This is a genomic window from Kineococcus sp. DHX-1 (assembly GCF_042473625.1).
In the GTDB taxonomy this organism is placed as follows: domain Bacteria; phylum Actinomycetota; class Actinomycetes; order Actinomycetales; family Kineococcaceae; genus Kineococcus.
Map to the genome: position 1 here is coordinate 3763724 of NZ_CP170445.1, position 24601 is coordinate 3788324.

Genomic DNA, 24601 nt, shown 5'->3' on the forward strand with positions numbered 1-24601 from the left:
GCGTGGTGGCAGACTCACGGAGCGTGACGCGCGCGGTCGAGACCCTCCCCAAGGCCCACCTGCACCTGCACTTCACCGGGTCGATGCGGACGTCGACCCTGCTCGAGCTGGCGCAGCGCCACGGCATCCGGCTGCCGGCGACGCTGAGCTCGCAGGCCATGATCACCCTGTCGCCCGACGCCCGGGGCTGGTTCCGCTTCCAGCGGCTCTACGACGCCGCGCGCGCCTGCGTGCGGACGGCGGACGACATGCGGCGCATCGTCCTGGAGGCGGCCGCGGACGACGCCGCGGAGGGCTCGCGCTGGCTCGAGCTGCAGGTCGACCCGACGTCCTACGCCGTGCACGTCGGGGGCATCACCCCGGCCCTGGAGGTCGTCCTGCAGGCCGCGCGGGACGCCACGGCCCTCACGGGGACGCAGGTCGCGGTCGTCGTGGCCGCCAGCCGCATCCGGCACCCCCTCGACGCCCGCACGCTGGCGCGGCTCGCGGCGCGGCACGCCGGGGACGGGGCCGGCACCGTCGTGGGGTTCGGGTTGTCCAACGACGAGCGGCGCGGGGACACCTCCGAGTTCGCCGGGGCCTTCGACATCGCACGCGACGCCGGGCTGGCGTGCGTACCGCACTCGGGTGAGCTCCTCGGCCCGCAGCACGTCGAGACGACGCTGCGGACGCTGCGTCCGGACCGCCTCGGCCACGGGGTCCGCAGCGGCGAGGACCCGCAGGTGCTGGAGCGGCTGGTGCGGGCCGGCATCGCCCTGGAGGTCTGCCCCACGAGCAACGTGTCCCTCGGCGTCTACCCCGACCTGCCGCGCGTTCCGTTGCGGCAGTTGGTGTCCGCGGGGGCGACGGTCGCGCTGGGGGCCGACGACCCGCTGCTGTTCGGGCCGCGGTTGGCCGCGCAGTACCGCAGTGCGCGCGAGGACCACGGCTTCGACGACGAGGGTCTCGCCGGGCTCGCGAAGGCGTCCATCAGCGCCTCGCGCGCCCCCGCGACGACGAAGGCCGAGCTGCACGCCGCCGTGGACGCCTGGCTGGCGAGCCCGGCGGAGGTGTCGGAACGGGGGACGCGCGGGGTCGCGGTGTAATTGACTCAATGAGTTGATTCATTGAATCCGGGAGGTCCACGTGCTCAGCCTGTTCTCCCTGTCACTACCTCTGACCCTCTTCGTGGCGGGCGCGCTCGTCGTGGGCTGCGTCCTCCTCACTCGCCGCGTGCCGTCGACGGAACTGTCGTTGCCCGTGCTCCGCGCCCGCCGACGGGGCTCGGTCGTCGCGGTGGTCGCTCTTGCGCTCGCCGCGGGCCTGGCCGTCGTCGGGCTGACCCTGACCCCGAGCGACCTCCGCCGGACACAGCTCGTCGCGGTGTCCCCGCTCGCCGCTGCGGCCCTCCATGCCGGTGTGCTGCTGGTCGGCGAGCTGACGTGGCCCAGGCCCGCGCTGCGGCTGCGGTCGGCACGACTCGTCGTCCGCACCGTGCGCCAGGACGCACCCCGCGGGATGGTCGTGCTGTTCGCCACCTCCTGCGCGCTCACGTGGTCGGTCTGCGTGGCGGGAACGCTGCTCGCGGACGACACGGGAAGGGCGATCTCGGTGACCTACCCGGAGGGGGGCGCGTCGGCGGGACCGTTCCCCGGCGCCTTCTACTCGGGACCCATCGCGTTGGCCGGGGCACTGGCGGTCGCCCTCACGACAGCCGTGCTGGTGCGTGTCCCTCAGCGACCGGCCGTCCAAGGCGCCGACGCGACCACGGACGGAACCCTGCGCCGCGCCGCTGCCCACCGGGCGCTGAGAGTCACGACCGCCGCCCTGCTGGCGACCACGGCCGCCCTCCTCCTCGTCGGGGGGTCCGCGGCACACCGGGTCGGTGGCTCGTGGAGCACCCTCGTGGACGGCCGTCTCGTCTGGCACGACGGGGGCCTGCCGCCTCTGCCGGACGCGGTGGCGGCGGTGCTCACCGCGGCGAGCGTGCCGGTGCTGCTCCTCGCCCTCGCCGTCCTGCTGGTCCCGGCCCGTGGCCTGCAGCGCGACCGCGTGCCCTCGTGAGCGAGCTGCGGGTCCTCGTCGACACGGCGTCGGCCGTCCCCGCCTACGAACAGCTGCGCGAGCAGGTCACGACCCTCGTCACGACCGGGTCGCTGCGCGAGGGCGACCGGCTGCCGGCGGCGCGCGCGCTCGCGGCCGACCTCGGTCTGGCGGTCGGAACCGTGCAGCGGGCCTACCGGGAGCTGGAGCTCGCGGGGACCGTCGTCTCCCGGCGCCGGACGGGGACCGTCGTGGCCGCCAGGGTGAGCGTCGAGGAGGACGTCCGGTGGGCGGCGGAGGGGTTCGTCGAGCGAGCCCTCAGCTCAGGGCTGTCCCCCGACCAGGCGCTCGACGTCGTCCGGGCGGCCCTGGACTCGGTGGGGCGGTCACGCCGCCCCGTCACGTGAGCGCAGCGCCCACGAGGACGGGTTCGTTGACGAGCCGGACCCCGAAGGTCTGCTCGACGCCGTCGGCGACGGTCCGCGCGAGGTCGAGGAGGTCCGCGGCGGTCGCGGACCCGCGGTTGGTCAGGGCCAGCGTGTGCTTGGTCGACAGGGTCGCGGGGCCGGGGGCGCCGAAGCCCTTGCCGAACCCGGCGTGGTCGATGAGCCAGGCGGCCGACGTCTTGACCAGACCGTCCCCGGCGGGGAACCGCGGCGCGTCGGAGGGGAGCGCCGCGGCCTCGTCGGGGGTGAGCAGGGGGTTGGTGAAGAACGACCCCGCGCTCCAGGTGTCGTGGTCGCTGCGGTCCGCCGGGTCCCAGACCATCCCCTTGCCCGCGCGCAGCTCGAGCACGGCGGCGCGGACGTCGCGGGCGGGGGCGAGGTCGCCCACCTGCACGCCGAGGCGTCGCGCGAGCTCGGGGTAGCGGACCTCGGACGCGTTGGCGCGCAACGGGAACTGGAAGGTGACGTCGAGGACGACGTAGCGGCTCTCCGGGTGGTCCCCGTGCAGGGCGACGCGGGAGCGCTTGAGCAGCGAGGTCCGGTAGCCGAAGTCCAGCTCGGCCGCCACGAAGGTCCGCTGGCGGCGCTCGACCCGGTCGAAGGTGCGGACGGTCTCGACCGTCTGCGCGACCTCCTGGCCGTAGGCCCCCACGTTCTGCACGGGGGTCGCGCCGACGCTGCCGGGGATGCCGGACAGGGCCTCGACCCCGGCCCACCCGCGCTCGACGGCCGTCGCGACGAAGTCGTCGAAGCGGTGCCCTGCGGCGACCGTGACGATCCCCCCGCCGCAGGCGTCCTCGGAGGCCACCTGCACGCCCTCGGTGGCGACGTGCACGACGGTGCCGTCGAAGCCGGCGTCGGCCACCAGGAGGTTGGACCCGCCCGCCACGAGAAGCAGCGGCTCCCCCGCGGCGTCGGCGGCCGACACGGCGTCCACCAGCTCGGTCTCGGTCCGGGCGTGCACGAGACGGCGGGCCGGTCCCCCGACGCGCAGGGTGGTCAGGTCGGCCAGCGAGGTCGTCACGAGGACAGCTTGCCCTCCGCACCGCGGCGGGCCGACCCGAGGGCCACGCCGTCGGAGTGCGGGGCGGCGGCCGCGGCGACGAAGAGCCCGACGACGGCGGCGACGGCGGCCGCGGTCACGGCCGTCATGACGCCGATGTGGTCGGCGAGCAGCCCGAGCAGCGGCGGCCCCGCGAGGAACGCGGTGTACCCGACGGAGGAGACGACGCTGACGCGCACGGCCGCGTTGACCTCCTGGTCGCCGGCCGCGCTCATGCCCGTCGGGAAGCCCAGCGCGGTGCCGAGCCCCCACAGCAGCGCGCCGGCCATGGCGACGCCGACGTTCGGGGACAGCACGAAGATGCCGATCCCGACGGCCGCGACCGCGGCGCTGATGCGCAGCGCGCGGACCCGTCCGACGGTCTCCAGCAGCCAGGGGCCGCTGAGCCGGCCCGTCGTCATGGCGATGACGAAGACCGTGAAGCCGGCCACGCCCACCGAGTGCGTCGCGTCGTGGCCGTCGACGATGCCGAGCGCCAGCCAGTCGTTGGCCGTGCCCTCGACGAAGGCCATGCACAGGACCAGCACCCCGATGACGAGCGTGCGGGGCTCGCGCCAGGCCTGGCCGAGGGTGATGCTGCCGGCAGGCCGCTCCTCCCCCGCCGCGGGGGCCGCGCCCACGAGGAAGGACCGGGTGGCGACGGCCGTCCCCGCCACCACGAGGACGGCGAACCCGGCCAGGTGCGCCCAGGTCGGCACGCCGAGGCGCAGCAGCAGGACGGCCAGTCCGGCCGACAGGACGGTCCCCAGGCTCCAGGCGGCGTGGAAGCGGGACATGATCGCGCGGTCCAGCCGTCGCTCGACGCCCGATCCCTCCACGTTCATGGCGACGTCCCAGCTGGCGGTGCCCGCCCCGGCGACGAAGAGCCCGAGCGCCGCCGGTGCCACCAGGCCCAGGCCGTCCACCGAGACCGCGACCACGGCCAGGCCGGTCGCGACGGCCACCGAGCCGAGGAAGACCGTGCGCGCCGGGCCGATGCGCAGCACGACGGCACCCGCGAGCGGCATCGCGATGACCGAACCGGCCGACAGGGCCAGCAGCAGGACGCTCATCCCGCTGTTGGAAAGGCCGAGGGTGTCGCGGACCGAGGGGATGCGGGAGACCCACGCGGACATGAAGGCGCCGTTGAGCACGAACGCGGCGTAGACCGCCGTCCGCGCCCGCAGCGCCGCGGCGGCGGGCACGAGCGGGGAGCTCACGGGAGGGCGACGACCGCTCGGGCGCGCGTCAGGACCTTCGCCCCGGCGCTCGTGACGACGAGGTCGACCTCGGCCGTGCCGGCGGCCTCGTCGAGGGCGACGACGGTGCCGGCCACCTCGACGACGGCGGGCGCGTCGGCCGGGACGACGACGGGCGCGGTGAACTTCGTGCCGTAGGACAGGACGCGCGCCGGGTCGCCCACCCAGTCGGCGACGACGGTGCCCGCCAGCCCCATCGTCAGCATCCCGTGGGCGATGACGTCGGGCAGCCCGACCGAGCGGGCGGTCGCCTCGTCCAGGTGGATGGGGTTGCGGTCCCCGGAGGCCTCGGCGTAGGCGCGCAGGTCGTCGCGGGAGAGCTCGTACCGGGCGGTCGGCAGCTCCGCGCCGACCTCGAGGCGCACGTCGTCGTTCACGCGGGGACCTCCGTGGCGGTCGCGGGCTCGGGGGCGCGCACGACGAGCATCGAGACGACCGTCGACAGCGCGGTGCCATCGGCGCGGGAGAGCTCGACGCGCGTGGTCACCATGGCGTTGCCGCGCACGACCCGGACGCGGTCGACGTGCAGCTCGGCGGCGACCTCGTCGCCCGCCACGATCGGGTGGTGGTGGGTGAACTGCTCCTCGCCGTGGACGACGCGGGAGAAGTCGATGCCCGCCGCCGGATCGGCGACGAACTGCTGCTCGGCGGCCTGGGCGAGGGTGACGGCGAACGTCGGGGGCGCGACCACGTCGGCGTGGCCGGCCGCACGGGCCGCGTCAGAGTCGTGGTGGCTGGGGTGGGCCGCCCGCACGGCCCGGGCGAAGGCCCGGACCGCGTCGGCGGTCACCAGGGTCGTTCCGGTGGACGGGTAGACGCGCCCCGCGAAGGACTCGTCGACGGTGACGGTCACGGTGGTGCGGCTCCCCGGTCGGGACGAGAGGGTCAGCGGGTCTCGCGGTGCGTGGTCTTCTTGCCGCAGCGCGGGCAGAACTTCGCCAGGTCGAGACGGTCGGGGTCGTTCCGACGGTTCTTCTTGGTGATGTAGTTCCGCTCCTTGCACTCGGTGCAAGCCATGGTGATCTTCGGGCGGACGTCGGTGGTCTTGGCCACGGCGGGTGCCTCTTCCTCGGTCTCTGCGACTGCGTGTCGTCAACTGCGGGCGGTGTCCAGGACTGCTCCGCCGAACTGCCTACCAGGGTACGCGATGCGCGCACGCCGCCCGGACGCGCGACGAGCGGCCACCGGATCGGTGACCGCTCGGAGCGCGTCGTGGGCTGTAGCGAGGGCCGGACTTGAACCGGCGACACAGCGATTATGAGCCGCTTGCTCTACCAACTGAGCTACCCCGCCGTGCGTCCGGCGGAGGCCGCCGGCTGCGAGCCCCGATCGAGGATTGAACTCGAGACCTCTTCCTTACCAAGGAAGTGCTCTACCACTGAGCTATCGGGGCGGTGCTGTGCAGGTCGTGCGATGTTGCTGGCCGTGCTGCCGCGTGCGCGGCCGGTGACGACCTTACACGGCGCGACCCGGTGCTCCGCGCGGAGCACCGGGTCGCGACTCGCGACGTGGCGGGTGATGGATTCGAACCAACGTAGGCTACGCCGGCGGATTTACAATCCGCTCCCTTTGGCCGCTCGGGCAACCCGCCAGTGCCACCAGCGAGCTGGTGACGGGTGAGACGATAGCAAGCCCGAGGCCCTGCTCGGAAACCGAGATCCCGAACCGCACCAGGAGGACCCCCGTCGTGGCCAGCGAGTCGTCGTTCGACGTCGTCAGCAAGATCGACCGCCAGGAGGTCGACAACGCCCTCAACCAGGCCGCCAAGGAGATCGCCCAGCGCTACGACTTCAAGGGTGTCGGGGCCGACGTCCGCTGGAGCGGGGAGTCGATCCTCATGGTCGCCAACTCCGAGGACCGGGTGAACGCGGTGCTCGACGTGCTGCAGACCAAGCTGATCAAGCGCGGGGTCTCCCTCAAGGCCCTCGACGCGTCCGAGCCGGCGCAGTCCGGCAAGGAGTACCGGATCACGGCCACCCTCAAGGAGGGTCTGGCCCAGGACGTCGCCAAGAAGATCGGCAAGATCATCCGCGACGAGGGCCCCAAGGGCGTGAAGTCGCAGATCACCGGCGACGAGATGCGCGTCAGCTCCAAGGACCGCGACGACCTGCAGGCGGTCATCGCCCTCCTCAAGGGCGCCGACCTCGACGTCGCGCTCCAGTTCGTGAACTACCGCTGACGTGACGCAGAGCCCCCGCACCCCCGCGGGCCTGGACCGCCGCGCCCTGCTCGGCCTGGCCCTGACGGGCGGGGTGCTCGCCGGCTGCTCCGGCGGAGACCCGGAACCCGCGGCGACCTCGGCCCCGACGGCGACGACGAGCGCGACGCCGTCCCCGACGGCGACCGGCACCCCGGACGCCGACACCGACCCCTCGTTCGTCCCGAACGGGCTGAGCTCGACCCAGCGGACGGTCTACCGCTACGGCGAGCACTACCGGCAGGTCTCCGACCTGTGGCTGCCCACGGGCGACCGGCGGAACGTCCTCCTCGTCGTCGTGCACGGCGGCGGCTGGGAGGCCGGGTACGACCGACGGGACATCAACGACCTCGTCGGCGACATGGTCGGCCGGGGGTACCCCGTCCTCAACGTCGACTACCGCGGGTACGGGGACGGCGGCGGCTGGCCGTCGACGTTCACCGACACGGCCACGGCCGTCGACCTCGCGAGCGTCGCGGCCACCCAGTTCTCGCTGCCGCTGGACCGGGTCTGCCTCGTCGGGCACTCCGCCGGCGGGCACCTCGCGATGTGGGCGGCGGGCCGGCGCGCGCTGCCCTCGGGGGCCCCGGGCGCGGACCCGAAGGTGGTCCCGGCGCTCGCGGCGTCGCTGTCCGGCGTCCTGCACCCCTCGGTCGCCTACGGCGAGGACGCCAACGTCGCCGGGTTGTTCGGCGGCTCCCCCACCGACGTCCCGGACAGGTTCGCCATCGGCGACCCCTCCCGGCTGGCCCCGTACCGGATGCCCCTGTGGGCCGGGGCGGGGACGTCCGACGAGGTCGTCCCCGTGTCGCAGACGGAGTACTTCTGCGACACCGTCCGGGCGGCCGGCGACAGCGTGGAGGAGCAGCTGGTCCCCGGCGCGAACCACGTGGCGGGCAAGGACCCGGGCGGCCCGATCGTCCCGCTGTTCCGGACCTGGCTGGAGTCCCGGCTGGGCTGAGCCCTCAGCGGCGGTAGCCGGCGAGGGCCTCTAGGCGGGCGATGCGCTCGGCCATGGGCGGGTGGGTGGAGAAGAGCTTGGCCACCCCCTGCCCGCGGAACGGGTTGGCGATCATCATGTGGCTGGAGTTCACGAGCTCGCGCTCGGGCGGCAGCGGCAGCTGCCGGGTGCCGAGCTCGAGCTTGCGCAGCGCCGACGCGAGCGCCAGCGGGTCCCCCGTGAGCTTGGCGCCGTCCTCGTCCGCGTCGTACTCGCGGGTGCGGGAGATGGCGAGCTGGATGACGGTGGCGGCCAGCGGGGCCATGAGCGAGAGCAGCAGCATCGCGAGCGGGTTGGGCCGGTCCTCGTCGCGGCCGCCGCCGGGCATCGAGCCGAAGAACAGCCCGAACTGCGCGACGGAGGTGATGATCCCGGCGAGGGCACCCGCGACGGAGCTGGTGAGGATGTCGCGGTTGTAGACGTGCATGAGCTCGTGGCCCAGGACACCGCGCAGCTCGCGCTCGTCCAGCATCTGCAGGATCCCCTCGGTGCAGCAGACCGCCGCGTTCTCGGGGTTGCGGCCCGTCGCGAAGGCGTTGGGGGCCATGGTCGGCGAGACGTACAGGCGCGGCATCGGCTGCCGCGCCGTCGTCGAGAGCTCCCGCACGATGCGGTACATCGCGGGCTGCTCGGCCTCCGAGACCGGCCGTGCCCGCATGGCGCGCAGCGCGAGGGTCGCCGAGTTCCAGTAGCCGTAGGCCGACGTCCCGACGCCGATGAGCACGAAGACCAGCAGGATGACCGGCGCGCGGAACGAGGACGCCAGCAGCCCGCCGATGAGCAGCAGCACGGCCCAGATCGCGCCGAAGAGCACGGCCGTCTTGACGCCGTTGTGGTGCCGGTGCATGCCGTCCCTTCCCCCGCAGTCCCTGTCTGGGTGGTGAACGCCGCAGCCGGTCCGCGCGTTCCGCAGCGTCAGCGGTGCCGGCCGGTCACCGCGGTCACGACCCCGAGCCCGATCATCGACACGCCGCCGACCCGCGTGACCGTCCGCAACCGCGACGGCCTCCCCACGAACGCCGTCCGCACGCGCGCTGCGGCCAGGCCCCACCCGCTGTCGCAGACGAGCCCGATGAGGACCGGGACGAGGCTCAGCAGGGCCATCTGCAGCGGGACCGACCCCGCCGACGGCTCGACGAACTGGGGCAGCACGGCCGCGAACATGACGAACACCTTGGGGTTGCTGATGCCGACGACCACCCCGTCGCGCAGGGCGCGGTCCGGCCGGGCACCGGTAGTCGACCCCTCCGGGACCGGCCCCGTGTGCCGGGCCCCGCGCAGGGCCTGCACGCCCAGCCACACCAGGTAGGCCGCCCCGGCGATCTTCACGACCTCCAGCACGACGTCCCAGCGCTGCAGGACGGGGCCGAGGCCGACCGCGATGACGAGGGCCGCGAGCAGGCTGCCGAGGGAGTTGCCGAGGACGCTCAGCAGCGCCGTCGACCGGCCGTGGGCGAGCGCGCGTCCCACGATGAACAGCACGCTCGGGCCGGGGACGAGGATGATCACGGCGCAGGTCGCACCGAGGGCGAGGACCTGCTCGAGGGTGAGAGGCACGCGCCGACTGTAGGACCGGGTCGGCGCATCCGGTGGTTGCGTGACGGCACCGGACTGTGAGTGACTCTCAGGAAGCGCCGAGGGGGCGCGCAGGACTCACCGGGGGACGGGGCGGGTGGAGGCGAGCGGAGCGAGCACGGTCACGTCCATGACCGGCCGTCGCGACGCGACCCTCCTCGGGCTGGCGACCGCGCTGGCCGCCACCGACAGCGTCGAGGACGTGGCCCTCGCTGTCCGCGACCTCATGCGCCAGGACCTCGACGCCTGCTACACGACGGTGTCGATGATCGAGGGCCCCTTCCTCACGACCCCCGCGCTGGGCCAGCTCGACGACGACACCGAGCAGCGCTGGCTGCGGCTCCCGCTGGACGTCGACTCCCCCGCGCACCGCGTCGCGCGCACCGGCAGACCCCTGGTGTTCCACCGCCTGGGCCAGCTGCTGGAGGCCTTCCCCGACGCGGCGGACACCTACCGGCGCACCGGGTTGCGCTCCGGGGTCGTGCTGCCGCTGCTCATCTCCGGGGGCTTCCGGATCGGCGCGCTCACCATCGCCTGGGACGTCGAGCGGAGCCTGCGCGAGGACGAGGCGGTCCTGGTGACGGCGGTCGCCGACGCCACCGCGCAGGCCGCCCGCCGAGCGCAGCTCTACCGCGAGCGCCGCGACGTCGCCCACACCCTGCAGGCCGCGATGCTGCCGGAGCTGCCCGCGCTGCCCGGTCTGCAGCTGGCCAGCCGCTACCTGCCCTGGTCGTCGACGGACGAGCAGGTCGGGGGCGACTGGTACGACGCCATCGCCCTGCCGGACGGCGGGGTGCTGCTCCTCATCGGCGACGTCGCCGGGCACGACATCGAGGCCGCCGCCCGCATGGGCCGCGTGCGGTCGATGTTCCGGGCGCTCGCCGTCGACCACCCCGAGGAGCACCCGGCGGCGCTGGTGCACCGGCTCGACCACGTGCTCGACGCCCTCGGTGACCTGACGCTGGCGACCATGGCCGTCGTGCGGCTGGACCCGCCCGGGCCGGGGCGGCAGGTGCACTGGACGACGGCCGGGCACCCCCCGCCGCTGCTGGTCGACGCGCAGGGACACAGCACCGTGCTGCTGGCCGACCCGGACCTGCCCCTGGGTGTGGCGCCCGGGCGGTCCCGGCACGACCACGTCCGGCCGTGGCCGGCCGGCGCGACGCTCGTCCTCTACACCGACGGGCTCGTGGAGCGCCGCGGCCGCGACGTCGGGGACGGCATCCTGGTGCTGCGCTCGAGCCTGGAGCGCACCCACACCGAACCGTTGGAGACGCTGCTGGGCGAGCTCGTCACCGCGCACGTCGCGAACTCCGAGGACGACTGCGCCGTGCTCGCCGTGCGCGACGCCGTCTGACGGGGAGCCCGTCAGGGGCGGCGGTGTCCCGCTCCGGCGTGGGTGGCCGCGAGGCGCGGGCCGTCGCCGGTGCCGAGACGTTCGCGCAGCGTCGTCCCGGGCGGTGGGGGCGGCGCCGTCCGGCCGCGGCGGGCCAGCTCGGGCACGAGGTGGTCCACGACGTCGGCGAAGGTGCCCGGCATCGTCGCGTACACGAGGTTGAACCCGTCGACGTCGGCCTCCTCGGCGAAGGCCTCCAGCTCGTCGGCGACGGTCTCCGGCGAGCCCGCGAGCACCGGTCCGCGTCCACCCACCGCGACGAACTGCGCGAGGTCGTCGACGGTCCAGTCCCGGTCGGGGTCGTCGGTGAAGCTGCGCAGCGCCGACCGGTTCGCGTCCGTCGTGACGTGCTGCAACCGGTCCCCCGGCGCGGCCCCGGCGAGGTCGACGCCGGTCCAGCCACCGAAGAGGGCGAGCGCGCCCTCCCGGCTGGCGTGCTCGCGCAGGTCGGCGAGCAGCGCGTAGGCCTCGGCGTCGGAACTGCGCACGACGGGGGTCAGGCCCGCGTACACGGCGACGGACCGGGGATCCCGACCCGCCTCCTCCACCCTGCGGCGCAACGAGTCCACCGAACGGCGGGCGATCGCGGCGGTCGGGGCGATGACGAAGACGCACTCGGCGTGGCGGGCCGCGAACTCCTGCCCGCGCGGGGACGAACCGGCCTGGAAGACGACGGGCGTGCGCTGCGGGGAGGGTTCGCACAGGAACGCGCCGGGCACGTCGAAGTACCGGCCGTGGTGGGCGATGTCGTGCACCTTGGCCGGGTCCGCGTAGACGCCGCGGGCCGCGTCGCGGACGACGGCGCCGTCCTCCCAGGACCCCTCCCACAGCTTGTAGCAGACCTCGAGGTACTCCTCGGCGACGTCGTAGCGCTCGTCGTGGGCGACCTGGGCGGTGAACCCGAGGTTGCGTGCCGCGGAGTCCAGGTAGCCGGTGACGACGTTCCACGCGACACGGCCGTCGGTGAGGTGGTCGAGCGTCGTGAGCCGACGGGCGAGGGAGTACGGCTGCTCGTACGTCGTCGTGACGGTGAGCCCGAACCCGAGGTTCTCGGTGACCGCCGCCATCGCCGACACCGCTGCGAGGGGGTCGTTGACGGGGACCTGCGCCGCCGTGCGGACGGCGGCGTCGCGGGACCCGCCGTACACGTCGTAGGTGCCGAGCACGTCGGCGAGGAAGAGGGCGTCGAACCCGCCGCGCTCGAGCAACCGGGCGAGGTCGGTCCAGTGCCGCAGCGTGCGGTAGTCGGCGCTGCGGTCCTCCGGCCGGCTCCACAGGCCGGCGGCCTGGTGCCCGACGCAGGCCATGGCGAAGGCATTGAGGCGCAGGGGTTTCACGTGGCGGGACCCTCCAGGGGCTCGTGCGCGGTCTCGCGCGTGCAGGCGGCGGCGACGGTGGTGAGGACCGCCAGGAACGAGAGGTAGCCGGCGACCAGCCAGGGCGACCCCCCGCCGGCGGCGAGCAGCGAGGCCGCGACGAGCGGGGTCAGGCCCCCGCCCAGGACGGCCCCGATCGAGTAGCCGAGGGACGCGCCGCTGTACCGGGTCCGGTCGTCGAACTGCTCGGCGAAGAACGCGCCCTGGGCGCCGTACTGGCTGTCGTGGCCGAGGTTCACGGCGACGACGACCGCCCCGACGACGAGGGCCGTGGACCCGGTGTCGAAGAGCAGGAACGCGGGGACGGAGAACACCGCCGTCAGCACGGACCCGGCGAGGTAGACCGGACGGCGGCCGACGCGGTCGGACAACCACCCCCAGAACGGGGTCGTCGCCAGGCTCAGCACCGACGCGACGAGCACCGCGAGCAACCCCACGTCCGCCCCGTCCGAACGCACCTCGCTGCCGAGGTAGCTGAGCGCGAAGACGGTGTAGAGGACGTAGGACCCGTTCTGCCCCAGCCGCATCCCGGTCGTGACGAGGACGCCGCGGCGGTTGGTGCGCAGGACCTCCGCGACGGGGCGCCGGGCGGTCGCCTCGGCGTCGCGAACCGCGGCGAAGGTGGGCGACTCGGTGACCTTGAGCCGGATGAGCAGACCGACCACGACGAGGACGGCGCTGGCCAGGAACGGCAGCCGCCACCCCCAGGCCAGGAACGCGTCGTCGTCGGTGAGGGAACGGGTCAGCCAGAACCCGCCGCTGGCCAGCACCATGCCCGCGGCCGACCCCGTCTGCGGGATCGCCCCGAACAACCCGCGCCGGCCGGTGGGGGCGTGCTCGACGGCCAGCAGGACGGCCCCACCCCACTCCCCGCCCGCCGAGAAGCCCTGCAGCAGACGGCAGAGCACGAGCAGCACCGGAGCCCAGGCGCCGATCTGGGCGTGCGTCGGCAGCAGTCCGACGGCGGCCGTGGACACGCCCATGACGAGCAGGGAGGCGACGAGGACGGCCTTGCGCCCCACCCGGTCGCCGACGTGCCCGGCGACGGCCCCGCCGAGCGGGCGGGCCAGGAACCCGACGGCGTAGGTGGCGAACGCCGCGACGACGCCGACGGCCCCGCCCACGTCGGGGAAGAACAGCGGGCCCAGGACGATCGCCGCCGCCGTCCCGTAGAGGTAGTAGTCGTACCACTCGATCGTGGTGCCGACGAAGCTGCCGAGGGCCGCGCGACGACGGGCCGTCCGGGCCCCGGGGCGGGTGAGGACGTCGGGGGACTGCACAGCGGTCACGAGATCTCCCATCGGTCCTGGCGGAAGCACCTGTCCTGCCCCACGTCGGGGACGGGATGGTTGCTGCGACGTCGACGAGCCAGGTCTCTCGGTCGCTCTGGATGGCTGCTGCGAACGTACCCCACCCCGCACCGGGTACCGCAACACGGACGGGCGGGCGGCGCTCCGGCGGCACCCTCGCGTGGCCCTCGTCAGGGGGGTCCCGGGCTGGCGCGACGGGGCCGGTGGGCCGACCATCGAGTGCCGGGTCCGGTCCGTCCCGCCCCCGGTTCACGGGTCGACCACAGGTGGTGATGTCACAGTGCGGAGCGTGAGACCTCTGCGCTTCGGTGCCGTCGTGCTGCTCCTGCTGGGCAGCATGGCCGCCTCCCTGCCCGAGGAGACGGTCGCGGCCACGGGTGGCGCGCGCTCCGACGGGCCCCCGCGCCCGACGCGCGTCGTCTCCCTCGGCGACTCCGTGCCCACCGGGGCCCAGTGCGACTGCTCCCCCTTCCCGGTCCTCGTCGCGGCCGACCTGGCGGCCCCCGGGCAGCGCGTCGGGCTCGAGCAGCTCGCCGAGGACGGCGCGACGTCCGACGACGTCGCGGCCACGGTGGAGGACCACCTCTCGGACTTCTCCGCCACCGACGTCGTCCTCCTCGAGGCCGGCGCCAACGACGTCGCCGACCTCGCCGACGGCTCGGACCCCCTGCCGGACGAGCAGCAGGTCGACGCCGCGGCGGCCAAGGCCGTCGCCACCGTCTCGGCGACCGTCGACCGCATCGTCCCCACCGGGGCACGGGTCGTCGTCCTGGACTACTGGGCCGTCGGGCTCGACGGGACGGTCGCCGACGAGCAGTACACACCCGCTCAGCAGGCGGTCCAGGACCAGCTGACGGACTCCTTCGACGACCAGCTGCAGGCCGCGGTGGACGCCAAGGGGGCGCAGGTGACGTTCGTGGGGCTGCGGCAGGTCTTCCACGGCGACGACGGGAGCCTGGACCCCACACCGCTGCTGGCCGACGACGGCGACCACCCGAACGCGAAGGGCCAGCGGGCCATCGCCGACGCCGTGCTGACGGCCCTGTCCTCCGAGCGCGCCACACGTTCACCGAACATCCGCTGAGAACGCGCCCTCCAGCTCCCGCTCTCCCCCATGATCGGGAGGAACGCCCACCGGCGTTCGCAGGTACGGGGGGAGTTCCACGGTGGGTCTTGCGAGTCCGGTCACCCAGTGGGTGGCCATCGGAGTGGCGTGCGCGGCTCTGGTCGCGATCGTCGTCGGCTGGAGGCTGCTGGCGCGGCGGGGGGTGCTGGCGCTGCTGGGCCGGGCGGCCTCGCTCATCGCGGTCAACCTGACCGTCCTCGTGGCGGTGTTCCTCGTCGTGAACTCCAAGTTCGGCCTCTACTCCGACTGGGACGACCTCCTCGGCATCCAGTCCGCGCAGTCCGCGGCGACCACCACGACGTCCGGCGGGGGCAACGGCGGCACGACGACCGTGAGCGACCCGAAGGCCGAGCAGATCGCGGGCTACGACGGCCGCGTGTTCCGGGCGCAGGTGCCCGGACCGGCGTCCGGGGTCACCGGGACGGTGCTCGTCATGCTCCCCGCCGGGTACGGCACAAAGCCCGCCCCGGCCGGCGGCTACCCCGTCATCGAGGCCTTCCACGGCTACCCCGGGACCCCGCAGCAGTGGCTGGAGGCGATGGACGTCATGCCCTCGGTCGACGGCGCCGTCGCCCGCCGGCAGATCGTGTCGCCCATCCTGGTGTTCCCCGACCTGGAGATCCCCGCGGGCCGCGACACGGAGTGCGTCAACGGCGGACCCGGTGAGCCGCAGCTGGAGACGTGGATGTCGAAGGACGTCCCGGACTGGGTCGAGAGCCACTACCAGGCCGCTCGCACCGCCAGTTCGTGGGCGACGATGGGCCTGTCGATGGGCGCCTGGTGCGCGAACCAGATGACGATGCTGCACCCGGACCGGTTCGGGGCGACGATCTCCTTCGGCGGGTACTTCAAGCCGAACTTCGGGTCGTGGAAGCCGTTCGCGCTGAACAGCCCCGCGGGGCAGCGGCTCGACCTCGTGACCCTGGCCAAGGTCAGCCCGCCCGCCGTCCGCGTGTGGGCCCTGGCCTCCAAGAGCGACTCGCTGTCCTGGCCCTCGACGTCGGCCCTGGCCGCGGCCGCGCACGGGCCGCTGCAGGTGACGATGGTGACCCAGCAGCAGGGCGGGCACCGCACGAGCATCTGGGCAGGGTTCGTCCCGCAGGCCCTGGACTGGCTCGGCGAGAACCTGCAGGGTTTCGCGCCGACGTCGGCCTGAGGACCGGCCCGTGCCCCTCCCGCGCCCGGTCGTCGGGCACGAGAGGGGGCACGGGGTGACCCCGTGCCCGGACCCCCGCCGGCCCCGGGAAGGCGAACGGTGGGGTCGCGAACGGTGGGGCGGCAGGTCAGCCGCGGCGGCGGCGCAGTTCGGCGGTGAGGGCCGGCAGGACCTCCGCGAGGTCCCCGACGATCCCGTAGTCGGCGAACTCGAAGATGGGCGCGTCCGGGTCGTTGTTCACGGCGACGACCGTCGCGGACGCCGCCATGCCGCCCTTGTGGTGCACGGCCCCGGAGACGCCGAGCCCGAGGTACAGGCGCGGGGAGATCGTGACGCCGGTCTGCCCGACCTGCGCCTCGTGCCCGATCCAGCCCTCGTCCGTGGCCACCCGCGTCGCACCGACGGCACCGCCGAGCACGTCGGCCAGCTCCTCGACGCCGGAGAAGTCCCCCTCGACGCCGCGGCCGCCGACGACGACCACCTCGGCCTCGGCCAGCGGGGGCCTCTCGCTCGTGGGACGGCGCGTGCGCGAGACGACGGTGACGGCCCGGGCCGCGGCCGACGCCTCGGCGGTGTGCCGGACGACGGACGGCTCCGCGGCACCGTCCCGCGCGACCGCCTGCACGGCGTGCGGGGCGACGGCGACGACGGCGAGCGGGCCCGTGACCGCGCAGGCCGTGTCCCACGCGCCGGCCAGGACGGACTTGCGGGCCGTCCACCGACCGTCCTCGAACGTGACGCCCGACGCGCCGGTCACGACACCCGCGCCGGTGCGGACGGCCAGCCGGGCCGCCACCTCGCGGCCCTCGAAGGTGGAGGGCACGAGGAGCAGGCCCACGTCCCCGACCGCGGCCAGCACGGCCTGCAGGGCGTCGACGACGGAGGCGGTCAGCTGCGCGTCCGCGCCCGCCACCTCGACCTCGTGGACGACGTCCGCGCCGTGGGCGGCCAGCTCGGCCGCGGGGGCCTGGACGCCAGCACCGGCACCGGTCCACACGGCGTGCACCTCGCGGTCCAGACCGCGGGCCAGGGTCAGCAGCTCGCGCGCCGTCGGCTTGACGTCCCCGTCGAGGTGGTCGACGAGGACGGCCACCCGGCCGGCCGCGCGGTTCTCCTGCTCGGTCACGCGAAACCCTTCTGCGACAGGTAGTCCACCAGGGCGGGCACCGTCTCGGCGTCCCCGGTGACGAGGACGCGGTCGGCCCGTTCGGGGCGTTCGGCGGCGTGCACGACCTGCGTCGCCGACCCCGCGAGGCCGACCTTGGCCGGTTCGAGGCCGAGGTCGGCCAGCGACCACGTCGTCACGGGGTGCTTGCGGGCGGCCATGATCCCCTTGAAGCCGGGGAAGCGGGCCCGGAAGGCCTGGTCCGTCACCGACAGCACGGCCGGGGCCGGGGCGGTGAGCTCCTCCACGTCCGTGGACGTCTCGCGCCGCACCGACACGACGCCGTCGGCCACGCTGATCCGGTCGGCCAGCGTCAGCTGGGGCCAGCCCAGCAGCTCGGCCAGCGCGGCCGGGACCAGCGAGGTCAGTCCGTCGAGGGCGGCCATCCCGGCCACGACGACGTCGACGGGCTGCTCGGCGTGCAGCTTGGCGACGGCCGCGGCCAGGACCCGCGCCGTCGCGATGGCGTCCGAGCCGGCCACGGCGTCGTCGTGGACGTGGACGGCACCGGAGGCCCCCATCGCGACCCCGCGGCGCACGGCCTCGACGGCCGCGGCGGGACCCACGGTCAGGACGGTGACGTCGTGACCCTCACCGGGGAACCCGGCGGCCTCGGCCGTCCGCAGCCCCGCCTCGACCGCGTCCTCGTCCAGCTCGTTGAGGGTGTCGTCGTCCCCACCCCGTGCGAGCAGACCGTCGGAGCGCAGGGAGCGGGGCTGCTGGATGTCCGGGACGTGCTTCACGCACACGACGACCCGCACGTCAGGCCTCCCCGGCCCCGGCGCGGCGGGAGGCCGCGATCATGTCCTCGCGCGAGACCACCTTGACGCGCTCACGGCCGCGCGGTTCCCCGAGCGAGCGCTCGTAGGCGTCGAGGGTCTCCCACTCGGTCCAGGTCAGGACCTCCACACCCTTGCCGCGCAGGAAGTCCAGCACGGCCTGCGGGTCCGGCTCGCTCGCCTGCGGCAGCTGCGCGGCGTCGGAGACCAGGTGCCGCACCGTCTCGGAGGCGTCCGACTTCGTGTGGCCGATGAGGCCGACCGGACCGCGCTTGATCCAGCCCGTGCAGTAGACGCCGGGCAGGGACCCGCCCTCGGGGTCGGTGACCCGGCCCTCGTGGTTGGCGATGACGCCGGCGAGGGCGTCGAAGGGCACGCCCGGCAGCGGGGAGCCGAAGTAGCCCACCGCGCGGTAGACGGCCTGGACGTCCCACTCGTGGAAGTCGCCCGTGCCCTCGACCGTCCCGTCGCCCACCAGGCGCGTGCGCTCGGTCCGCAGGCCGCTCACGTGGCCGTCGGCGTCGGTCAGGACCTCGGCCGGGGCGTGCAGGAAGTGCAGGTGGATGCGCCGCGACGCCGTCGACTCGCCCTCCTTCAGGGTCCAGTCGGTCAGCGTCTTGACGACCTGCCGGGTCTGGTTGGAGGAGGCGATGGCCTGCTCGGAGCCCTCGTCGAAGTCGAAGTCCTCCGGGTCGACGAGGACGTCGACGTCGGGGACGTGACCGAGTTCACGCAGCTCCAGCGGCGAGAACTTCACCTGCGCGGGCCCACGACGCGCGAACACGTGCACGTCCGTGACCGGCGAGGCCTTCAGGACCTCGTAGACGTTGTCCGGGATCTCCGTCGGGAGGAGGTCGTCGGCGTGCTTGGCCAGGATGCGGGCCACGTCGAGGGCCACGTTGCCGGCGCCGAGGACCGCGACGCGCTCGGCGTCCAGCGGCCACGTCCGGGGGTGGTCCGGGTGGCCGTCGTACCAGGAGACGAAGTCGGCCGCGCCGTAGCTCTCCGGGGCGTCCACACCGGGGATCTCCAGGCGCGCGTCCTCGATGGAGCCCGTGGAGAAGATGACGGCGTCGTAGTACCGCTGGAGGTCCTCGAGCGTGACGTCCGTGCCGAAGTCGACGTTCGTCAGGAGCCGGATGTCCCCGCGGGACAGCACCTTCTCCAGGGCGACGATGATCTGCTTGATGCGCGGGTGGTCCGGTGCGACGCCGTACCGGACGAGGCCGAAGGGCGCGGGCAGCCGCTCGAAGAGGTCGATGCCGACGCCGTCGAACCCGGTGCCCGACAGGTCGGCCTTGGAGAGGATGTCCGAGGCGTAGATCCCGGCCGGTCCGGCTCCGACGACGGCGACGCGCAGCGGACGGTTCGAATCGGTCACAGGTCTCGGTGTCCCTCTCGATCGGTGGAGCTGTGCTGGTGGTGGAGCGCGAACGTGCGTAGGTGAGCCTAACGCCGCGCGCCGACACGACCGTCGTCACGATGGCTCCTGTGGACCACCTGGACGACGACAGGGGCGGAACCCGCCCGGCGCACACACGGATCGTTCACCGGCAGGACGGCCCCCGCAACGGGACGACGGGCTCCCCGGGACCGGCCGGGGTGGCCATGGGGCTGGCCTGCTACGTCGTGTGGGGGCTGTTCCCCTTCTACTTCCACGCGCTGCGCTCGGCCGGCGCCGTCGAGCTGCTGGCCTGGCGGATCGTCTTCTCCCTGGCCCTGTCGGTGGTCCTCGTCACGGTCCTGCGCCGGTGGGCGCGCGTCCTGGCCGTCCTGCGCGACCCCGTGCAGCGCGGGCTGCTGGCCCTGGCGGCGCTCGCGATCGCCGTGAACTGGGGCGTCTACGGCCTCGCCGTCGTCACCGGCCACGTCCTGGAGGCGTCGCTGGGGTACTTCGTCAACCCGCTGCTGACGGTGCTGCTGGGCGTCCTCGTGCTGCGCGAGCGGTTGCGGCCCGGGCAGTGGGCGGCCGTCGGGGTGGGGCTGGCCGCGGTCGTCGTCATCACCGCGGACCTGGGGCGGCTGCCGTGGATGGCGCTGACCCTGGCCGTGTCCTTCGGCACGTACGGCCTGCTGAAGAACCAGCTGGCCCGCCGGGGCGCCGGCGTGGACCCGCTGACGGGGCTGACGGTCGAGACGGGTGTCCTCCTCGTGCCGGCCGTCGTCGCGCTCGCCGTCCTCGGCGACCGGCTCACCTTCGCGAGCGAGGGGTCGCTGCACACGACGCTGCTCGTCCTGGCCGGTCCGACCACGCTCGTGCCGCTCGTCCTGTTCGCCGCCGCGGCGGCCCGCGTCCCGCTCACGGTCATCGGGATGCTGCAGTACGTCACCCCCGTCCTGCAGTTCGTGGCGGCGCTGCTGCTCGGGGAGACGATGCCGACCTCGCGCTGGATCGGCTTCGGCCTCGTGTGGGCCGCGCTGGTCCTGCTGACGGTCGACGCCCTGCGGAACCAGCGACGGGTCCGGGTCCCGGAACCCACGGGCTGAGCCCAGGACGCCCTGTGCCCCTGCGGTGAAGGCGTCCGGGGCAGCAGACTGAGGTCCGTGCTCCCCCCGCTCCTGGCCGGACGTGCCCGCCGAGACCGAACCCGTCGCCTCGGCGCCGGGGCCGTCGCCGTGCTGGCCGTCCTCAGCATCCTCTCCGCGATCACCCCGCCCGCCCGCGAGCGGTTCGGCCCGCTGCTGGAGGTGCTGCCGCTGGGCGTGCCGCTGCTCAGCAAGACGGTCCTCGTGCCCGTCTCGCTCGCGCTGCTGCTGCTCGCCGGGGGGCTGCGCCGGGGGCAGCGGCTCGCGTGGGGCACGACGATCGGGCTGCTGGGCGCGTCGGTCGTCCTGCACCTCGTCAAGGGCATCGACGTCGAGGAGGCCGCGCTCAACGTCGTGGCGCTCGTGTGGCTGGTCGCCAACGCGCGGGCGTTCCCCGTGCTGCCCAGCCCGGCCCGCGCCCGGCGGGCGGTGCGCGTCGTCGTCGTCGGGACGGTCGTCACCCTGGCGGTGTCGGCGGCCCTCGTCGTGGCCGTCGGGGAGGAGCGCAACCCGCGGGAGACGACGGCGGCCGTCGTCGAGCGGCTCATCGGCGACGAGAGCCGCCCGCTGCCGCGGCTGCGCGGCAACGCCGACCACGTGTTCCTGCCGCTGCTGAACCCCTCGCTGCTGGCGCTCGGGCTGGCGCTGCTCGTCGTCCTCGCGTGGCTGCTGTTCAGCCCGCACCGAGCCCCGCAGCTGAGCGACGAGCAGCGCATCGCCCTGCGGGAGCGGGCCCGTGCCGTCGTCGCCGCGCACGGGGGCGACACCCTCGACTTCTTCGCCCTGCGCGACGACAAGGACTTCTTCTTCGCCACCTACCCCGAGGGCGAGGGGGTGGTGGCGCACAGCGTCCGCAACGGCGTGTGCCTGGTCTCCCCCGACCCCATCGGGCCCGAGGAGCGGCGCGGGGCCCTGCTCATGGACTTCCTCGAGCACGTCGAGCGGTCGGGGTGGTCGGTGGCGGTCGTCGGCGCGTCGGCGGATTGGCTGCCGTCCTACGAGGCGGTCGGGCTGCGCCCCGTCTACCTCGGCGACGAGGCCGTGCTCGACTGCTCGAAGTTCTCCCTCAAGGGCTCGTCCATGAAGAGCCTGCGCGGGTCGGTGAACCGCGTCACCAAGGCCGGCATCACGGTGACCTTCCACGACGGCGCGACGCTGCCCGCGCAGGTGAAGGAGGAGCTGCTGTCGATCTCCGGGGAGTCCCGGCAGGGCGAGGGCGAGCGCGGGTACTCGATGACGCTGTCGCGGATGTTCGACCCCTCCGACGAGGGCGTGCTCGTGAGCGTCGCCCGCTTCGAGGACGGCCGCCCGGCCGGTTTCATCCAGTGGGTCCCGGCTCCCCTGGTGCAGGGCTACTCCCTCGACGTCATGCGCCGTTCGACCGCCGAGGACGTCCCCAACGGCCTGACCGACGCCCTCATCGTCGCGACCGCGGCGCACCTGGCGCAGAACGGGATGCGCGGCCTGGGCCTGAACTTCGCCGTCCTGCGCGAGGTCGTCGCCGGGGAGCGCGAGGGCACGTTCGCCGACCTGGGCCGCCGCGCGCTGCACGCCCTGTCCAAGAGCGCGCAGATCGAGTCGCTGTGGAAGTTCAACGCCAAGTACGACCCGGAGTGGCGACCGCGGTACGTCGTGCTGGACTCCGTGGAGTTCGCTGCGGCGCAAGGGTTCACGATCGCCGACGCGGAGGGTGTCGCCGAACTGCCGGTCGTCGGACGGTTCCTGGGCCGCCGCCCCGCCACCCCGTCCGCCAGCACGGGGTCCTGAGTGGCGCTCGCGCTGGCGGCCGCCGTCCTGGCCGCCCTCGGGTACGCGGCCGGGTCGATCCTGCAGGCCGTCGGGGTGCGCGGGGGGTCCGGGGCCGCCGCGCTGACCCGCTCCCCGCTCTACCTCACCGGTCTCGGGGTCGACGGTCTCGCGTGGCTGCTCTCGCTCGTGGCGCTGCGCCGGTTGCCGACGTTCGCCGTGCAGTCGCTGCTGGCCGGCTCGCTGGCCCTGACCGTCGTCCTGGCCCGGGTCTTCCTCGGGTCGAGGCTGCGGCCGCGCGACACCGCGGCCGTCCTCGCGCTCGTCGCGGCGCTCGGGGTCGTCGGGGGCGCCGGGACCGAGCAGCCCTCCCCCACCGTGGCGACGGCCCTGCAGGTCGTGCTGCTCGTCACCGGGGCGCTGCTCCTCCTCGCCGTGCTCGTGCTGCGCCGGTACGGCTCGGCGACCTTCGCGGTGCTGGCGGGTCTGGGGTACTCCGTCGCGGCCCTCGGCGCGCGGGCCGTCACGCTGCCGGACGCCTGGTCGCAGGCCTGGCGGGTGCTCGCCGAACCCGTCGCGTGGGCGGTCGTCGTCGCCGGGATCGCCGGCACGCTCGGGTACGCCGCGGCGCTGGAGAAGGGGCCCGTCGGGCCCGCCACGGCGCTGCTGTGGTCGGTCGAGGTCGTCGTGCCGGCGGTCGCCGGGTTCGCGCTGCTCGGGGACGTCGTGCGGCCCGGCTGGTGGGTCCCGACGGTCGCGGCGCTCGTCGTCGTCGTCGGCTGCTCGGTCGTGCTCGCGGGGTCGCCGGCGATCCCCGAGGAGACGTGACACCACAGGTCCTGGCCGCGACCCGGCTGCCCGGGGCCTGGGTGGACTCCCCGTTCGTCGCCGCCGGTGCAGGTGTGCTGCTGCTCGCCTGCCTCGTGCGACTGCTCCGGCGCCGTCCACGCGGGCGGTGGGTCCCGGCCTGCCTGGTCGCGGCCGTCCTCGTCGCGGCCACGACCGCGAACGCGCTGACGGGGTACGTCCCGACCGTGCAGGCGGCGCGGTTCGCCCTCACCGGCGACCTGCCCGGAGCGCGGGTGGTCTCGTTCCGTCTCGGGGCCCCGGACCTCGACGTCGCCGCGACGGCCGTCCACGTCCAGCTGCCCCGGGGGTACGCCGAGCACCCGGACCGCCGGTACCCCGTCGTCGTGCTCCTGCCGGGCTCCCCGGGACGGTCCACGGACTGGTTCGCGGCGGGCGGCGCCGCACGGACGGTCGACGCCCTCACCGACGCCCGCCTGCTGCCCGCGGTCCTCGTCGTCACGCCCGACATGGACCCCGACCTGCTGGGCGCCGGCGGGGACACCGAGTGCCTCGACCTGCCCGGCGGGCCGCAGTGGGAGACGTACCTCTACCGCGACCTCGTGCCGGCCCTCGACAGCCGCTTCCGCACCCTGGCCCGGCCCTCCTCGCGGCTGCTCGGCGGGGAGAGCGCCGGGGCGTTCTGCGCGCTGGACCAGGGGCTGCGCCACCGGGACGTGTGGGGGCCGCTCGTCGCGATCGAACCCTTCGGCGATGCGGGCCCGGCGGTGCGCGGGGAGCTGTCCGCCGCGGCCTTCGCGGCCGCCTCCCCCGCCCGCTACCTGCCCACCGTCACCGTGCCCGCGCCGGTGCCGGTGTTCCTCGGCACGGGCGCCGACGCCCCCGAACGCGCCGGCACCGACGAGCTCGCCCGGCTCGTCGCGGCGCGCGGGTGGCCCCTGGAGCGGCGGGACGTGGCCGGGGGTCACACGTGGACGACGGCGCGGGAGCTGCTGCCCCACGGGCTCGCCTTCGCCGGCCGCTACCTCGACGCGGGCGCGGGGGTGGCGGACTGACGGGTGGAGCGCTGCCCCCAGCTCAGCGCCTCCAGCACCAGCCACGCCGAGACGGACAGCACCTGCCAGCGCTGGGAGTTGCCCCCGCCGCCGTTGCCGCCCTGGAAGAACGTCACGACCTCGTAGAGGCCGCAGCCGGCGGAGACGAGCGCCGTGAGGACCGCGAGCGCCTTCAGCACTCCCCGTGCACGCCAGGCCAGTTCGACGCCCCCGAGCACCGCGCCCGTGGTGGCGAGGACGGACACCCCGTCGTGGACGAGCTCGGCGGTCTCGGAGGAGGCCGGGCACGGGCCGAGGGAGGGCGCACACGTCACGGGCACCACGGCCGAGACGAGGGTGCCCAGGCCGAAGGCGAGCAGGCACAGGGCCCGGAAGCGGGCGTGCCGGAACGCGCTGCGCCACAGCACGATCCCCAGGACGGCGGCGAGCACCCCGGCCGTCCCGTCGCCGAGGCGGAACCACACCGCCCCCGGTTCGGTGGGGACGGACAGCTCGCTGATGACGCCGACGGCGAGGTCGATGCGGGCCCCCACGGCCGGGGCGAGGAGGAAGTTCGCGTTGGCCACGGCCGCGACGACGGCCGCCACGACGGCCAGGACGAGGAGGGGTCTGCGCACC

At 74.5% G+C, this 24601-nt stretch carries 25 protein-coding genes, 3 tRNA genes and 1 riboswitch; of the genes, 12 read left to right on the forward strand and 16 right to left on the reverse strand.

What is annotated here, in order from left to right; all coding sequences use genetic code 11:
• The first annotated feature begins 2 nt into the window (after positions 1–2).
• Genes ACFEMC_RS18025 through ACFEMC_RS18035 form a run of 3 tightly spaced genes read left to right on the forward strand, consistent with a single transcriptional unit; the run spans position 3 to position 2429 of the window.
• A complete protein-coding gene (locus tag ACFEMC_RS18025) occupies positions 3–1085 on the forward strand; it encodes an adenosine deaminase (protein ID WP_380170898.1) in 1083 nt (360 codons plus the stop codon).
• 40 nt (positions 1086–1125) lie between these two features.
• Positions 1126–2043 (forward strand): hypothetical protein, encoded by a 918-nt coding sequence (locus tag ACFEMC_RS18030; RefSeq protein WP_380170899.1) that lies wholly within the window; start codon positions 1126–1128, stop codon positions 2041–2043.
• Positions 2040–2429 (forward strand): GntR family transcriptional regulator, encoded by a 390-nt coding sequence (locus tag ACFEMC_RS18035; protein WP_380170900.1) that lies wholly within the window; start codon positions 2040–2042, stop codon positions 2427–2429. The genes ACFEMC_RS18030 and ACFEMC_RS18035 overlap by 4 nt, the downstream gene beginning before the upstream one ends.
• Here ACFEMC_RS18035 and ACFEMC_RS18040 read toward each other — a convergent pair.
• From ACFEMC_RS18040 to ACFEMC_RS18075, 8 genes are all read right to left on the reverse strand, one after another.
• The gene (locus ACFEMC_RS18040; protein WP_380170901.1) at positions 2422–3492 is read right to left on the reverse strand and encodes a UDP-N-acetylmuramate dehydrogenase; all 1071 of its coding nucleotides are present in this window, start codon (positions 3490–3492) and stop codon (positions 2422–2424) included. The two genes, ACFEMC_RS18035 and ACFEMC_RS18040, sit on opposite strands and share 8 nt — an antisense overlap.
• A complete protein-coding gene (locus ACFEMC_RS18045; RefSeq protein WP_380170902.1) occupies positions 3489–4730 on the reverse strand; it encodes an MFS transporter in 1242 nt (413 codons plus the stop codon). Before ACFEMC_RS18045 ends, ACFEMC_RS18040 begins: the two co-directional genes overlap by 4 nt.
• Entirely contained in the window at positions 4727–5146 is a 420-nt protein-coding gene (locus tag ACFEMC_RS18050; RefSeq protein ID WP_380170903.1) for a MaoC/PaaZ C-terminal domain-containing protein, read from the reverse strand. Before ACFEMC_RS18050 ends, ACFEMC_RS18045 begins: the two co-directional genes overlap by 4 nt.
• On the reverse strand, positions 5143–5622 hold the full coding sequence (locus tag ACFEMC_RS18055; RefSeq protein ID WP_380170904.1) for a MaoC family dehydratase N-terminal domain-containing protein: 480 nt from the start codon (positions 5620–5622) through the stop codon (positions 5143–5145). Before ACFEMC_RS18055 ends, ACFEMC_RS18050 begins: the two co-directional genes overlap by 4 nt.
• Before the next feature lie 32 nt (positions 5623–5654).
• Positions 5655–5822, reverse strand: a complete 168-nt coding sequence (rpmG, locus tag ACFEMC_RS18060; RefSeq protein WP_012085006.1) for a 50S ribosomal protein L33 — start codon at positions 5820–5822, stop codon at positions 5655–5657.
• 167 nt (positions 5823–5989) lie between these two features.
• Positions 5990–6062 (reverse strand) — tRNA-Met (locus tag ACFEMC_RS18065).
• Positions 6063–6090: 28 nt separating this feature from the next.
• Positions 6091–6162: transfer RNA gene (locus ACFEMC_RS18070), tRNA-Thr, on the reverse strand.
• Positions 6163–6278: 116 nt separating this feature from the next.
• A tRNA-Tyr gene (locus tag ACFEMC_RS18075) sits at positions 6279–6360 on the reverse strand.
• Positions 6361–6456: 96 nt separating this feature from the next.
• Between ACFEMC_RS18075 and ACFEMC_RS18080 the strand changes: the two genes are divergently transcribed.
• Together ACFEMC_RS18080 and ACFEMC_RS18085 are read left to right on the forward strand one after the other, a co-directional pair.
• Positions 6457–6948: a YajQ family cyclic di-GMP-binding protein gene (locus ACFEMC_RS18080; RefSeq protein WP_380170905.1), complete on the forward strand. Its 492-nt coding sequence runs from the start codon at positions 6457–6459 to the stop codon at positions 6946–6948.
• A gap of 1 nt (position 6949) precedes the next feature.
• Positions 6950–7927 carry an alpha/beta hydrolase family protein gene (locus ACFEMC_RS18085; protein WP_380170906.1) on the forward strand — a complete coding sequence of 326 codons (978 nt, stop codon included), beginning with the start codon at positions 6950–6952 and terminating at the stop codon, positions 7925–7927.
• A 4-nt stretch (positions 7928–7931) separates the two neighbouring features.
• Here the strand turns inward: ACFEMC_RS18085 and htpX are convergent, their stop codons facing one another.
• Positions 7932–8813 (reverse strand): zinc metalloprotease HtpX, encoded by an 882-nt coding sequence (htpX, locus tag ACFEMC_RS18090; protein ID WP_380170907.1) that lies wholly within the window; start codon positions 8811–8813, stop codon positions 7932–7934.
• A 68-nt stretch (positions 8814–8881) separates the two neighbouring features.
• Positions 8882–9523 carry a LysE family translocator gene (locus tag ACFEMC_RS18095; protein ID WP_380170908.1) on the reverse strand — a complete coding sequence of 214 codons (642 nt, stop codon included), beginning with the start codon at positions 9521–9523 and terminating at the stop codon, positions 8882–8884.
• Positions 9524–9671: 148 nt separating this feature from the next.
• On the opposite strand from ACFEMC_RS18095, the gene ACFEMC_RS18100 reads away from it, so the two are divergent.
• Positions 9672–10898: a PP2C family protein-serine/threonine phosphatase gene (locus tag ACFEMC_RS18100; protein WP_380170909.1), complete on the forward strand. Its 1227-nt coding sequence runs from the start codon at positions 9672–9674 to the stop codon at positions 10896–10898.
• A gap of 11 nt (positions 10899–10909) precedes the next feature.
• Here ACFEMC_RS18100 and ACFEMC_RS18105 read toward each other — a convergent pair whose 3' ends face one another.
• Complete coding sequence (locus tag ACFEMC_RS18105; RefSeq protein WP_380170910.1) at positions 10910–12274, reverse strand: LLM class flavin-dependent oxidoreductase; 1365 nt, start codon at positions 12272–12274, stop codon at positions 10910–10912.
• Entirely contained in the window at positions 12271–13602 is a 1332-nt protein-coding gene (locus ACFEMC_RS18110) for an MFS transporter (protein ID WP_380170911.1), read from the reverse strand. Before ACFEMC_RS18110 ends, ACFEMC_RS18105 begins: the two co-directional genes overlap by 4 nt.
• Positions 13603–13607: 5 nt before the next feature.
• Positions 13608–13710: riboswitch (SAM riboswitch) on the reverse strand.
• Positions 13711–13912: 202 nt separating this feature from the next.
• Here ACFEMC_RS18110 and ACFEMC_RS18115 point away from each other — a divergent pair.
• Together ACFEMC_RS18115 and ACFEMC_RS18120 are read left to right on the forward strand one after the other, a co-directional pair.
• Complete coding sequence (locus ACFEMC_RS18115; protein WP_380170912.1) at positions 13913–14707, forward strand: SGNH/GDSL hydrolase family protein; 795 nt, start codon at positions 13913–13915, stop codon at positions 14705–14707.
• Positions 14708–14789: 82 nt separating this feature from the next.
• Positions 14790–15905: an alpha/beta hydrolase gene (locus tag ACFEMC_RS18120; protein WP_380170913.1), complete on the forward strand. Its 1116-nt coding sequence runs from the start codon at positions 14790–14792 to the stop codon at positions 15903–15905.
• A gap of 127 nt (positions 15906–16032) precedes the next feature.
• Here the strand turns inward: ACFEMC_RS18120 and ACFEMC_RS18125 are convergent, their stop codons facing one another.
• The 3 genes from ACFEMC_RS18125 to ACFEMC_RS18135 are packed head-to-tail and all read right to left on the reverse strand — an operon-like array spanning position 16033 to position 19230.
• Complete coding sequence (locus tag ACFEMC_RS18125; RefSeq protein WP_380170914.1) at positions 16033–17031, reverse strand: electron transfer flavoprotein subunit alpha/FixB family protein; 999 nt, start codon at positions 17029–17031, stop codon at positions 16033–16035.
• Positions 17028–17831 (reverse strand): electron transfer flavoprotein subunit beta/FixA family protein, encoded by an 804-nt coding sequence (locus ACFEMC_RS18130; RefSeq protein WP_380170915.1) that lies wholly within the window; start codon positions 17829–17831, stop codon positions 17028–17030. The genes ACFEMC_RS18125 and ACFEMC_RS18130 overlap by 4 nt, the downstream gene beginning before the upstream one ends.
• A gap of 1 nt (position 17832) precedes the next feature.
• Complete coding sequence (locus ACFEMC_RS18135) at positions 17833–19230, reverse strand: FAD-dependent oxidoreductase (RefSeq protein WP_380170916.1); 1398 nt, start codon at positions 19228–19230, stop codon at positions 17833–17835.
• A gap of 227 nt (positions 19231–19457) precedes the next feature.
• Between ACFEMC_RS18135 and rarD the strand changes: the two genes are divergently transcribed.
• The 4 genes from rarD to ACFEMC_RS18155 are packed head-to-tail and all read left to right on the forward strand — an operon-like array spanning position 19458 to position 23983.
• Positions 19458–20336, forward strand: a complete 879-nt coding sequence (gene rarD / locus ACFEMC_RS18140; RefSeq protein ID WP_380176872.1) for an EamA family transporter RarD — start codon at positions 19458–19460, stop codon at positions 20334–20336.
• 57 nt (positions 20337–20393) lie between these two features.
• A complete protein-coding gene (locus ACFEMC_RS18145; RefSeq protein ID WP_380170917.1) occupies positions 20394–22142 on the forward strand; it encodes a bifunctional lysylphosphatidylglycerol flippase/synthetase MprF in 1749 nt (582 codons plus the stop codon).
• Positions 22143–22949, forward strand: a complete 807-nt coding sequence (locus ACFEMC_RS18150) for a hypothetical protein (RefSeq protein ID WP_380170918.1) — start codon at positions 22143–22145, stop codon at positions 22947–22949.
• On the forward strand, positions 22946–23983 hold the full coding sequence (locus tag ACFEMC_RS18155; RefSeq protein ID WP_380170919.1) for an alpha/beta hydrolase: 1038 nt from the start codon (positions 22946–22948) through the stop codon (positions 23981–23983). The genes ACFEMC_RS18150 and ACFEMC_RS18155 overlap by 4 nt, the downstream gene beginning before the upstream one ends.
• On the opposite strand, the gene ACFEMC_RS18160 is transcribed toward ACFEMC_RS18155, so the two are convergent.
• Positions 23950–24600, reverse strand: a complete 651-nt coding sequence (locus tag ACFEMC_RS18160; protein ID WP_380170920.1) for a DUF998 domain-containing protein — start codon at positions 24598–24600, stop codon at positions 23950–23952. The genes ACFEMC_RS18155 and ACFEMC_RS18160 overlap by 34 nt on opposite strands.
• Position 24601 lies beyond the last annotated feature (1 nt).